The 12769-nt window shown below is 40.6% G+C and carries 12 protein-coding genes; 6 read left to right on the forward strand and 6 right to left on the reverse strand.

Going from position 1 to position 12769, the window contains the following annotated elements:
• Positions 1–129 precede the first annotated feature (129 nt).
• From B3R63_RS01995 to B3R63_RS02005, 3 genes are read left to right on the forward strand one after another with little or no spacing between them, the layout of a single operon-like run.
• Positions 130–1134 (forward strand): adenosine kinase, encoded by a 1005-nt coding sequence (locus B3R63_RS01995; RefSeq protein ID WP_286728168.1) that lies wholly within the window; start codon positions 130–132, stop codon positions 1132–1134.
• 16 nt (positions 1135–1150) lie between these two features.
• Positions 1151–1459 (forward strand): Rieske (2Fe-2S) protein, encoded by a 309-nt coding sequence (locus tag B3R63_RS02000; RefSeq protein ID WP_005404182.1) that lies wholly within the window; start codon positions 1151–1153, stop codon positions 1457–1459.
• 18 nt (positions 1460–1477) lie between these two features.
• Positions 1478–2089, forward strand: a complete 612-nt coding sequence (locus B3R63_RS02005) for an OB-fold-containig protein (protein ID WP_286728169.1) — start codon at positions 1478–1480, stop codon at positions 2087–2089.
• A 65-nt stretch (positions 2090–2154) separates the two neighbouring features.
• Here the strand turns inward: B3R63_RS02005 and B3R63_RS02010 are convergent, their stop codons facing one another.
• The 3 genes from B3R63_RS02010 to B3R63_RS02020 form a co-directional block, all read right to left on the reverse strand.
• A complete protein-coding gene (locus tag B3R63_RS02010) occupies positions 2155–3384 on the reverse strand; it encodes a CaiB/BaiF CoA transferase family protein (protein WP_286728170.1) in 1230 nt (409 codons plus the stop codon).
• A gap of 37 nt (positions 3385–3421) precedes the next feature.
• Positions 3422–4735 (reverse strand): MFS transporter, encoded by a 1314-nt coding sequence (locus tag B3R63_RS02015; protein ID WP_286728171.1) that lies wholly within the window; start codon positions 4733–4735, stop codon positions 3422–3424.
• A gap of 213 nt (positions 4736–4948) precedes the next feature.
• Positions 4949–6172 carry an acyl-CoA dehydrogenase gene (locus B3R63_RS02020; protein ID WP_286728172.1) on the reverse strand — a complete coding sequence of 408 codons (1224 nt, stop codon included), beginning with the start codon at positions 6170–6172 and terminating at the stop codon, positions 4949–4951.
• 228 nt (positions 6173–6400) lie between these two features.
• Here B3R63_RS02020 and B3R63_RS02025 point away from each other — a divergent pair, with 228 nt between their 5' ends.
• Positions 6401–7336 (forward strand): LysR substrate-binding domain-containing protein, encoded by a 936-nt coding sequence (locus B3R63_RS02025; protein WP_286728173.1) that lies wholly within the window; start codon positions 6401–6403, stop codon positions 7334–7336.
• 14 nt (positions 7337–7350) lie between these two features.
• On the opposite strand, the gene B3R63_RS02030 is transcribed toward B3R63_RS02025, so the two are convergent.
• Positions 7351–7677: a hypothetical protein gene (locus B3R63_RS02030; RefSeq protein ID WP_286728174.1), complete on the reverse strand. Its 327-nt coding sequence runs from the start codon at positions 7675–7677 to the stop codon at positions 7351–7353.
• A 287-nt stretch (positions 7678–7964) separates the two neighbouring features.
• On the opposite strand from B3R63_RS02030, the gene B3R63_RS02035 reads away from it, so the two are divergent.
• Complete coding sequence (locus tag B3R63_RS02035) at positions 7965–8867, forward strand: LysR family transcriptional regulator (RefSeq protein ID WP_005014656.1); 903 nt, start codon at positions 7965–7967, stop codon at positions 8865–8867.
• A 385-nt stretch (positions 8868–9252) separates the two neighbouring features.
• Here the strand turns inward: B3R63_RS02035 and map are convergent, their stop codons facing one another.
• Positions 9253–10047: a type I methionyl aminopeptidase gene (map, locus tag B3R63_RS02040; RefSeq protein WP_005405579.1), complete on the reverse strand. Its 795-nt coding sequence runs from the start codon at positions 10045–10047 to the stop codon at positions 9253–9255.
• 390 nt (positions 10048–10437) lie between these two features.
• Between map and brnQ the strand changes: the two genes are divergently transcribed.
• Positions 10438–11739 carry a branched-chain amino acid transport system II carrier protein gene (gene brnQ, locus B3R63_RS02045; RefSeq protein ID WP_286728175.1) on the forward strand — a complete coding sequence of 434 codons (1302 nt, stop codon included), beginning with the start codon at positions 10438–10440 and terminating at the stop codon, positions 11737–11739.
• A 331-nt stretch (positions 11740–12070) separates the two neighbouring features.
• On the opposite strand, the gene B3R63_RS02050 is transcribed toward brnQ, so the two are convergent.
• The gene (locus tag B3R63_RS02050; protein ID WP_286728176.1) at positions 12071–12460 is read right to left on the reverse strand and encodes a hypothetical protein; all 390 of its coding nucleotides are present in this window, start codon (positions 12458–12460) and stop codon (positions 12071–12073) included.
• Between the last annotated feature and the right edge of the window lie 309 nt (positions 12461–12769).

Below are 12769 nucleotides of genomic sequence, written 5' to 3' on the forward strand. Positions count from 1 at the left end.
TATTTCAATAGGGAGGAATTAAAAACGTACCCCCTCTTTCAATAAACATATTGAATTTTATTCATTAATCTATAAGAAATATAAGCATTAAGGTAAACTTGTTTTTTTATATGATAAATGGCGAGAAACATGGCGACTGTTGACCTTTTTGCAATTGGCAATGCATTAATTGACCAAGAATTTAGAGTTACTGATGAATTCCTCACTCAGCAGAATCTGCAAAAAGGTACCATGCAACTGGCCGAAGGTGATGTTCAGTCAGCCTTATATGAGAATCTGAAAGCAACCCAAGTTTATAAAGGTCAGGCAAGCGGTGGCTCAGCAGCCAATACAACGGTGGCATTTAGCGCCCTAGGCGGTAAAGCATTTTATGCCTGTCGTGTAGGTAATGATGAGCTTGGCCTCGTCTATCTCAACGGTTTAAATGCAGCCGATGTAAAAACCAGTGCCAAGTCAATTAGTGATGGTGTAACTGGTACCTGCATGGTACTCATCAGTGAAGATTCTGAACGTACCATGCAAACCTATCTTGGGATTACTGCTGAACTCTCGGAAACCCAGATTGATTTCTCGCCTCTTCAAACTGCAAAGTGGTTATATATTGAGGGTTATCTGTCAACCAGCCCCACTGCACGTGCCGCTGTACGTGAAGCACGTCGTATTGCCCGTACACATGGGGTAAAAATTGCGCTGACTTTATCTGATCCGGCTATGGTGCAGTATGCACGTGAAGGGCTGGATGAAATGATTGATGACGGTGTAGACCTGCTATTCTGTAATGAGCATGAAGCCATGATGTATACCGGCGCCTCAACTGCAGAGCAGGCCTTAGAAAAATTGAAATTTAAAAGTCGGTATGTTGTTATTACCCGCAGCGCACAGGGTGCAATACTTGCTACAGCCGAACAGCACTTGCAGGTACCAGGTCGTAGCGTAATCGCTGTAGATGCCAATGGCGCAGGTGATGCATTTGCTGGCGCTCTACTTTATGCTATGAATGCAGGTATGGATATAAAAACTGCGGCAGAGCTGGCTATTTTAATTTCTAGTGAGGTGGTTGCAAATTTTGGCCCCCGGTTAACTCTGGAGCAATACCGTCAGCTCTTGCAAAAATTTAAACAGGAAACTGCATAATATGGAAAGAATATGCTTGACTGAAGATATACCAGAACGTGAAGCCCGCAGCTATGAAACGGCTAATGGTGATAATATTTTTATCACCCAGCGCGATGGATGTTTTTATGCTTACCAGAATCTTTGTCCGCATCTGCAAACCGAGCTTGAATTTTTAGAGAACCAGTTTCTCGACCGTGATCAGGAATTCATAGAATGCTCGACTCATGGTGCATTGTTCCTGGTCGAGACAGGAGAGTGTATTTCTGGTCCTTGTCAGGGTCAGTCGCTTGAGAAAGTTGCCATTAAGGTCCATTCTGACGGCGGCATTTATCTAGAAGACTAATTCATTAAAGGTTCTGTCATGGCTGCGCTGCTGCTTAATTATTATTTGATACCATTTAATGTCAGTTTATTGGCTTTAGTGTTGCTCAGCATGGCAGAAACTATCGGCATGCAGTTCGGTTTTCGGCCCAGCGATTTACTCAAACGCTTTATACCGGTCTGGATCTCGAACTCTCCCCTCTTCGATGTAAAGTTTTCCAAGGTTCTGATCTTTGTATTTTTGCTCATGAACTTTAGCTTTGCAGGGTATTTTTTGCAGTTCGTTTACTTCGCCAATCAACAGCAGCTGATTTCACCTTTTTATATTATTTTACCTGCTCTGATTATTGCAATTTTCTTTACCATGTTCATGATCCATTGCCTGGATCAGGTGATTAAGCCCAAGCTAAACCAAAAAAATACCAGCCTGCTGGGGCGACTGGCAACGATCTCTAGTGGTAGCGCAAGACCAGGGTTCTCAGCCCAAGCCAGAGTCAGAGATGAGTTTGGACAGCTACATTATGTACAGGTTGAGCCAGAATTTGGTGAATTAGAATTTCAGTCACAGGTAATCTTGATTCGGTTTAAAAAATCACATTATATGGCCAAGAAAATTTCCGAATCAAACCGCCTGTTCAATCCGGAATTATAGAGTCCTGATAAACCATTTAAAAATTAGAATTTATATAATTCTTCTACCATTGCATGGTAATAAAATTATAAGTCCAGTCCATCAATGACCTTATTTTCACGCAAAAGCTGTAATTGCTCTTCGGTTTTAAACTCTCGGAGAATCTGGCCAGTATGCTCACCCAGTCGTGGTGGTGCTTGCCGGTATTCTACTGGCGTATCTGATAATTTGATTGGCGAGCCTATAACTCTGAATGCAGGATTAAGTACATGGGGCAGCTTGACCAGCATCTGTCTTGCCTGCACTTGCGGCTCTGCAAATGCCTCTTCTATCGAATTTATCATACCGACTGGTACTTTCACTGCATGGATTCGCTCTACCCAATACTGGGCATTTTCTTGCAGAAAATAATCTGACAGTATACCCACCAGTTCATGCCGGTGTTTTACCCGGCTCTGGTTGGTTAAAAACTCAGAACGCCCTAATAAATCCTTCCGGTCAATAGCAATACATAGTTCCCTGAATTGCCTATCATTTCCACAGGCTACAATAAACTCTTTATCTTTCGCCCTGAAAGTCTGATAGGGAACAATATTTGGATGTGTATTTCCCATACGCTGGGGCGCTTTACCTGAACTCAGGTAATTCATCCCCTGATTCGCCAAACCGGCAATCTGCACATCCAGTAAAGACATATCAATATATTGTCCCCGTCCAGTGTGCTGACGCGCCAGTAAAGCAGCCTGAATCGCAATTGTGGCATATAACCCGGTTTGAAGATCTACCACTGCAACGCCTACCTTCTGTGCACCACCACCTGGTATACTGTCTGGTTCCCCAGTAATACTCATCAGGCCGGCCATACCCTGTATAATAAAATCATAGCCAGGTTCAGCAGCTCGTGGTCCATCCTGACCAAAACCAGTGATTGAACAATATACAAGTTGAGGATTTAAAACCTTAAGGCTGTCATAATCCAGTCCATAACGTACCAGTGAACCTGCCTTATAATTTTCAATTACTACATCGGCTGTTTTAGCCATCTCCCGGATCAGCTCTTGGCCTTCATGAGTGGCCATATCAATAGCGACTGAGTGTTTATTACGGTTGGTACACTGGAAATATCCCGATTCACGAGTTTGTTCTCCGTTTTGATCAGGCATCCAGGGTGGCCCCCACATACGGGTATCATCACCTGTACCTGGTCGTTCAACCTTAATTACTTCTGCTCCCAGATCTGCCAGAATCTGTCCACACCATGGTCCGGCCAGTACACGGCTCAGGTCCAGAACCCTTATTCCCTGCAATGCACCCATGTTTGTCTCCTTATAACAAAGAATTTATGCTTGCTTTTTACTGTTGCTGTGGATCATATTGCCGGTCACGAATAAACAGTCCTGGTAATACGCCTGCAATAAAATAAGCTGCTCCCATGACAATAAATGCCATCGTAAAAGTACCGCCCGAGGCTAAGAAACCAATCGTTGCAGGTGCAATTGCTGCCCCAACACGTCCAATGTTATAGGCACCACCAATGGCTGTACCACGCACATCCGTTGAGAACGACTCCGCCATATAGGTCGCATTGACTCCATACGGAATGCCATAAAGAAAGCCAAAGGTAATAAGCAGATATAAAATATTATCTGGGGTATTAAAGAAAATAATGACCGGCAGGAAGATTGCACTGGCAATAGTACCGAATACGAAAACTGACCGACGGTTAAACTTGTCAGCCAAGAAGCCCGCCAGAATTTTCCCAAGAATCATTGCAGTGTAAGAACCCACCATATAGCTGGTCAGGTTTTTAAAATTCATATGAACTTCAGTTTCCAGATAGCTAGGCATCCAGTTATTAATACCGTAATAGCCAAATTGCAGAAAAAATGCTGTCGTCATCCACAGTAAAAACATTTTTCGATGTTTAAAATTTCTAAAAATCTGTTTATAGATACTGCCGCCTTTTGGTGCTGCTTCTTGATCCTGAACTTGAGCAGCTCCCTGTAGCACCGCAATTTTATTGAGTTGCCATGATTTAGGTTCAGGCACGAAACGCTGCAAGAAAATATTGATAAATGCCGGAATAACGGTAATAAAAAATAAAACCCGCCAGCCATGTTCAGGAATAATAGAGCCGGCCAATAAAGTGGCTACGATATAGCCCACGGTTTGCCCGGTCTGTAATGTTCCGAGTACGGTGGTACGGTAAGTTGTTGGCACATACTCAGCCATCAGGGTATTGCAGGCCATATATAATGCGCCTATCCCGAGAGCACCGATAAAACGCAATGCCATAAACTGTTCAAAGGTCTGAGTAAATCCGAGCAAACAGGTAGCAACTGAAAAGAAGGTCACTGAATGAGCAATGGTACGTACCCGACCAAATTTATCACAGGCCCATCCACCTAACACACCACCAACCCCCATACCGGCGAGTGATGCACTACCTAAGGCCCCTGCCTGAAAAGCACTCAGACCAAAATCAGCTCTCAGACTGGTCAAACTGTAAGAGAGCAACATAATATCGATACCATCGACCACCATGGCAAAATAAGTAAATAACAGTGCAAATTTCCAGGTATGCGGTCCTATTTTTTCATAAGTCCCCAGATTAGACGGTAGATTTCCTTTTATAGGCTTGATCGCCACTTGTACTTCATTATTCATTTAATATTCCTCATTTTCTCAAATGAGTCATCGATGTCTTATCTTGTGTTCCATTAAAGACTTTTATTATTTTTCTTTAAGTACTATCCGTGTATGGAATCCTTGCCAAGAGAAGCTCATGATGAATCCTTAAGTCCGTGTTAGGTTCATTTTCAGGCAAAGCTTCGCCATGAAGATGCACTCAGGCATCTTCAGCAAATTTCTTGGAATGGTTTAGTTTGAAAAAGCAGCTATACCAGTTTGGGCACGACCCAAAATCAAGGCATGTACATCATGAGTACCTTCATAGGTGTTTACAACTTCCAGGTTAACCAGATGACGCGCTACCCCAAACTCATCACTGATACCGTTACCACCCAGCATGTCACGTGCCAAACGGGCAATATCAAGCGCCTTACCGCAGTTATTACGCTTAATCAATGATGTGCCTTCAACTGAAGCAATACCCTCATCTTTCATACGACCAAAACGTAAAGCTACCTGCAAACCAAGGGCAATCTCAGTTTGCATATCTGCCAGTTTTTTCTGGATCAGCTGGTTAGCCGCAAGCGGGCGGCCAAATTGTTTACGGTCCATCGTATACTGATGCGCCGTATGCCAGCAAAATTCAGCAGCTCCCATGGCGCCCCAGGCAATGCCGTAACGGGCACTATTCAGGCAGGTAAATGGGCCGCGTAGTCCTTGTACTTCTGAAAATGCATTTTCTTCTGGTACGAACACATTATCCATAACAATTTCGCCAGTAATCGATGCACGCAAGCCTACCTTGCCATGTATCGCCGGTGCAGATAACCCTTCCCAACCTTTTTCCAGAATAAAACCGCGAATTGGGCCAACATTTCCTTCAGTAGAAACTTCTTTTGCCCACACAACAAATACATCAGCAATCGGGCTATTGGTAATCCACATTTTTGCGCCTGAGAGGCGATATCCACCTTCTACCTTTTTAGCGCGAGTTGACATGCTGCCCGGGTCAGAACCATGGTCCGGTTCAGTCAGTCCAAAACAGCCAATGAATTCACCTGTAGCCAGTTTTGGTAAGTACTTCTGTTTTTGTTCTTCACTGCCAAATTCATTAATTGGCACCATAACCAATGAACTTTGTACACTGGCCATAGAACGGTAGCCTGAATCCACTCGCTCAATCTCACGTGCAATCAGACCGTAACTGACATAATTTAAACCGGCACCACCGTACTGTTCAGGAATAGTTGGCCCGAGTAGTCCTAGCTCACCCATTTCACGAAAAATAGCAGGATCGGTTTTTTCATGACGAAACTGTTCCAGAACACGTGGCATAAGCTTATCTTGGCAATATGCAGCAGCTGTATCGCGAACCATACGTTCTTCTTCATTCAGTTGCTGTTCTAATAAAAACGGATCTTGCCAGTTAAAATGAACTTTAGCTTTTTTTTCAGTGTTGATCATCTGATTCATTGCGTCCTTTGCCTTGCTGAATATCTTATATTGATTTCATGCTATTCCTGTTCAGAACAGGCTTCAAACGATAATTTTTCATTCAGATATTCCTTTTACGCATATCTTGTATCGTGTTATAAGTTTTTTTACAGATAAGAAGAGTAATTACCCTGATAGCTCAAGTCTTGGCAAAAATTACAGACTGGCTAGAAACTTTTATTTTATCTCGCTCTTCGGGAGAATTTTATGCGCAGAATGATTCCTTCATTACAGACACTCATCTGCTTTGAAGCAGCAGCCAAGCATCGTAGTTATACTCATGCTGCACAAGAACTTTCTGTCACGCAGAGTGCAGTTTCACGTCAGATTCAGCAACTTGAAGAATATCTGGATCTTCCATTATTTAACCGGACAAGACATGGAGTTGAGTTAACGCATGCAGGTGAACAGTACTATAAAGATATCCGCACTCATCTACTCAGTCTGGAACAAAGTACTCTGGACCTGATGTCGCATAAAGGCTTAGGCGGAACACTCAAACTAGGAGTTGTACCAACGTTTGCTACACGCTGGCTGGTACCTCGCCTACATCGCTTTAATACTCTTTATCCTGAAATTAATGTACATCTGGAAACCAGCACCAAACCATTTTTATTTAGTGACCATATTTTTGATGCTGCTATTTATGCAGGAACCGAAACACAGGTACAAAACTGGCCAGGTACACAAGCGCATTACCTGATGCATGAAGATGTAGTTGCAGTATGTTCACCAGACCTAATTTACCGGAATTTCCCCGAACTCAGACCTGTATCCGGCCCATTTCAAGGCACACTTTCCGTCAAGCAAATTGCCAGCCTGCCCCTGTTGCAACAGACAACCCGGCCATACATCTGGAAAGAATGGTTTGAAGTCGCTGGAGCAGATTATCCTTATGCTATGGAAGGTCAGCGACATGAACTGTTTTCAATGCTGGCTGTAGCGGCATCTCATCATATGGGCGTTGCGTTAATTCCACAGATGCTACTAGAAAAAGAATTCTGTTCGGGTGAGCTGGTTATTGCTTCTGATATTAAACTCAAAGGTGCCCGATCCTATTATTTTGTATATTCCCAGCAGCAGCCTAACCCATTAATTCATAAATTTATTCAATGGCTTGAACAGGAAACCCTATCAGGTTAAACCTTTAGCTTTATTTAAACCACTTGAGATAAACCAATATAACGGTAAAGCCCCTCTACACCAAGATCAGCTTTATAAACGATTAAATCAGGCCAGTCCGTAGCAGTAATTTCCTGAAATATATTCATTTCTGGGTCCTCATGAATTATATCTACTGTTCGAGACATTTTGGCTTCAAAATAATCAGCAATAAACTCAAAGCCCAAATCCATCGCTATAAATAAAGTGTGTTGACAAGGCTGTATATATTGTTCCTGCTGCCAGTCAATAATATGCTGCTTGCAATAAGGGCAGCTAACATTCTGCATCGGGTCATCAAGTTGAATTAATTGATAGGTCATTGCGTTCATCAGGTGTGTGTTTTAACTATTGTAAAAGATTTTAAAGAACAATATATAGAGGGCATCAAGAGGATAGCGATACAAATAGTAGAATTTTATTATGTGTTTAAAATGAAAAAATTTAATTTGATAACAGATAGCCTAATCAGCTCCTTTAAATTAACTATTTAGATATAACTTGAAATGGCAGTAAACCTGCAATTTAAAATAGAACTCTTGAAGTAAATCCGCTATAAAATACAGCGGGCTACAACGATATCTTTTCATAATCTTTAACGGAAATCTGCATGCTGACTGATCTGGATGATTTTTACTGCTTTGCCTTAGTTGTCGAGCATGGAGGTTTTAGTGCAGCTGAGCGCGCAACTGATATTCCCAAATCCAAACTCAGCCGGCGGGTATATAATCTGGAAGAACGTCTTGGCGTGCGCCTCATTCAACGAAGCTCACGACATTTTGCTGTCACTGATATTGGTATGGATATCTATCAGCATGCACAGGACATGATGAATGCAGCACAGGCTGCCCATGACCTGATAGATCATTTAAGCAGTAAACCGCGTGGAGTGATTAAAGTCAGTTTACCAGTCAGTATAGCCCAAAATGAAATTGCGAAGATTCTACCCGACTTTCTAAAACAGTATCCAGAGATCAAGGTTCAGCTTAGTGTCACCAATCGCCGCATTGATGTGATTAATGAAGGGATTGATGTTGCTCTAAGGGTACGTTTTAATCTGGACAATGACCCTAATCTGATTATTCGCCAGTTTCAACGAATTGAACAGCATTTGGTTGCCAGTCAGGCTTACCTCAACGAATATGGCAATTTAACCCATCCTGACCAGTTAGCAGAACATAGAATACTGAGCATGATTGATGATCACCTGGACCAGCAGCTCACCCTGCATGACCGGGAAAATAAATCGCGAAAATTTAAAATTAATCCTGTCGTCATGGGTTCAGACCTGATGATGCTGGCACAACTGGCACGTCAGGGCTGCGGTATCGCTTTACTCCCCGACAGTGTAACTGCTGATCTGGTTAGACACGGAGAACTTGTTCGCGTTCTTCCTGACTGGAACACACCCCATGGAGTTTTCCATGCTGTTTACCCATCACGTCGTGGTCAGCTTCCTTCAGTCAGGGTTTTTATTGAGTATTTGGTTGAGCATTTATACAAAGCCCATTAACTAACTATTCGTGAGCTCAATAAACTCAAAAGACAAAATTTCTGTTATGCGTCGTCCAGCTGAATATTGAAATAAATTTTATGGATAAAAAAAAGCTTACCCTGTAGAAAGGTAAGCTTATAAAAACGAACAACTAAAAAGAAACTACAGCGATAGAATCTAAAAACAATAATATACAAATAACCAATTAAAAACAAATACATAAAACATCTTAAAAGTTACTTATTTTCTATCAATTGTTATATTTATGTTGTTGTATATATAATATATTTTTAAAAAATTACAAATAGATACAATACTAATTCAAATAAATAGATAAAAATTTATGGAAATTTTTATCTAAATTTCCATAAAATTAAACTGTTTGATTATTTTTTAAACAAAATTAAATTTTGGGATATGAACCTGTCCCTTCTGGCCATGGTGTTAAGAGTTCAAATCCATTATCAGTTACCGCCACCATATGTTCCCACTGCGCAGAAAGCGACCTATCACTTGTAATCACAGTCCAGCCATCATTCAATTCTTTGACACGTGCCTTACCTGCATTCACCATAGGCTCAATGGTAAACACCATACCTTTACGCAGTATCAACCCTTGTCCAGGTTGACCATAGTGCAGTACATTAGGTTGCTCATGATAAGTTTTTCCAATTCCATGACCGCAATACTCACGTACGATAGTATAGCCCTCGCGCTGGGCGACTTTTTGAATCGCATAGCCAATATCACCCAATGTGGCACCGGGTCTGACCGTATGAATTCCTGCTACCATTGCTTCATAGGTTGTTTCTACCAAATGTTTAGCTTGAGGGCTGACTTGCCCTACATAATACATTCGGCTGGTATCTCCATAATAGCCATCTTTAATTACTGCTACATCAATATTGATAATATCGCCATCTTTTAAAATAGTCCGCGCTGAAGGAATACCATGACAGACCACTTCATTTGGTGAAATACAGGTGGTTTTAGTAAAACCATGATAGCCCACATTTGCAGGAATGACTTTTAGAGTATTTACGATATAGTCATAGCAAATATCATCGAGATATTCGGTCGAAACGCCTGGCTTGACATACTGCCCTATCATTTCCAAAACTTGTGCAGCCAAACGCCCGGATATACGTAATTTTTCAATATCCTGTTCTGTCTTGATAGTTACAGCTGAAGCTCTCATTGACCTATCCTCTCTGGTTAGTGACTCAAGTATAACGTTTTTTATATAAAATTTCCTGATTAAGACTGGCATTTCAAGTCATCAGAAACGATAACAATTGATTATTCTGTTTATAAAATTTTTAGACTGGCTATTTTTTATCCATAAAAATTACTCTTTTAATTATTTTTTTCTGATATAAAAAATTTGTACCCTTAGAAATTTTTATCTGGTTATTTTATATAAGACAATTGTTTTCAAATAATTAATTATAACATTGGAAATAAACTATATTTTTGAAAAATTTTTATCATCAGCTTTCTTCATAATTTATATTAGAGAAATTACACAAAATTTATTTTTTAAATTAGAATCGCTGCTTCTTTTACAGTCCCTCTCCCTTTATATGATATGAATAATCTTCGTACTCGGGATATTATTGCTCTAGGTTTTATGACCTTTGCGCTTTTTATTGGCGCCGGTAATATCATTTTTCCACCTATTGTTGCACAGCAGGCAGGTGAACATGTCTGGTGGGCAGCCCTCGGGTTTCTCATTACAGCAGTCGGTTTGCCTGTAATTACCATTATTGCACTATCGCGTGTGCAAGGGTCAATTGAAATATTGAGTTCACCGCTTGGCCGTATAGCCAGTTTGGTTTTAACTGTGGTGTGCTATTTATCAGTAGGGCCTCTGTTTGCTACACCACGTACAGCCACAGTGTCTTATGAAATTGGTTTTTCATCTTATTTCGGCACTTCAAATAGCAGTTTACTGATCTACAGTCTAATTTATTTTGCGATAGTAGGACTGGTCTCGCTATATCCAAATAAATTACTCGATACAATAGGCCATGTTCTTGCTCCTATGAAAATTGCTGCGTTAGCAGTTCTTGGAATTGCTGCGTTCTGTATACCGGCAGGTTTTATTCCCGCTCCTATTAACCATTATATCAATAGCCCAGTGTCTGAAGGCTTTGTTAATGGCTATCTGACCATGGATACGCTGGGTGCTTTAGTTTTTGGTATTGTGATTATTCAGGCGATCCACTCACGTGGTGTAACCGATAGTAAACTCGTGACCAAATATGCAGTGATTGCAAGTCTGATCTCTGGTGTAGGTCTGACCCTAGTTTATCTCAGCCTGTTCAAACTGGGGCTAGGAAGTCATGAAGCAGCACCTAACGCAGCCAATGGGGCACAGATTCTACACGCTTATGTACAGCATGCGTTTGGTGATTTAGGTTCACTCTTTCTGAGTCTGCTCATTTTTCTAGCTTGTATAGTTACGGCGATTGGTTTGACCTGTGCCTGTGCAGAATACTTTACTCAACTTACCAAGATTCCTTATAAGATTCTGGTGCTTATTTTAGTTCTATTTTCGGTTTTAATTTCAAACCTTGGACTAACTAAGCTGATTGCTGTTTCTGTTCCTGTTTTGAGTGCTATTTATCCACCTGCAATTGTAGTGATCATGCTGAGCTTTTTCTGGAAATTCTGGAAAAAACCGGGCTATGTAATTACGCCTGTAGCAGCAATGGCTTTCATTTTTGGAATAATCGATGGAATCAAGGTAGCTGGATTCTCTGATCTGTTACCAGATGCTGTTCAACATTTACCACTCAATGAACAAAATCTTGCATGGCTTATCCCGTCATTAATTGTTCTAGTCATTTCTATTATTGTCGACCGGGTTAAACATTCAAACAGTTAACTTAAGAGTCGTTAAAATCAATTCTTACCCAGAGCTGATTTTACTGGTGATCAGAAATGCCGAGTTTACCCAACTGGCATTTTTTGTTTACGCCTCTTACTAGAATTCGATGCTTATAGTTTTATTTTTATATACAGAAACTTGGCTTATGCTATTTTAACCTTTAAGAATTATTATAAAGTTGTTATTTTTATTTCTCTTTGTCTATTTAATTTTAATATAAATTTTCTCTATATCTGATCTATCACCTGTCTCATAAACTCTGAGTATTCTGCAATTTTAAAAATATAAGAAAGCCAGACAGTGCTGGCTTTTGCATAGCAAAAAAATTTTAGTTACGGGCATCTGCTTCCACACGTGAAGCTGTCTTTTCTACAGAGTCAGCAGCATCTGCTGTGGCTTTACGGGCATCTGCTTCCACCTCTGAAGCTTTCTGTTCCGCTCGGTCTGCAGCTTCTGCAGTTGCTTCACGAGCATCTGCGGTTGCCTCACGAGCTTCAACTTCAGCTTTTTCTGCCGCCGCATCCATCTTGACTGCTGCATCGTCAGCAGCTTCTTTTGCTTCAGCACCTGCTGCTAAAGTTACATCTTTAATATCTGAACCCGCCTGCTCGGCTGCTTTACCTAAATGTTCTCCAGCAGTCGCTCCTGTTTCACGGTTATCACATCCTGTGATTCCAAATACGGCAATTAAGCCCATAGCTGCCATTAACTTATTCATATTATTTATCCTTTTCTCTTGTCTTCAGATACTTTTGATCTAAGCATATTTTTTTCAGGAAAAAAATTATTAATTGTTAAAAACTTGTAATAAAATCAGCTATTAAGAACGCTATATAATAGTCCCTAAATAACGCAGCCAATTGTAGTAGCTACAATAGAAACTAAAATTTTATCTCATGACTTGAAATATTTTATTACTTAAAGTATATAAAATATACAATCTTAAGAATCGTTTAAACATTTTAAATTAAAAAGTTAGATTTATATTCAGATTTTACTTAAGATCATTTGAGCTAAATTAATTTTC

The organism is Acinetobacter sp. UBA1297 (genome assembly GCF_002307755.1).
GTDB lineage: Bacteria > Pseudomonadota > Gammaproteobacteria > Pseudomonadales > Moraxellaceae > Acinetobacter > Acinetobacter radioresistens.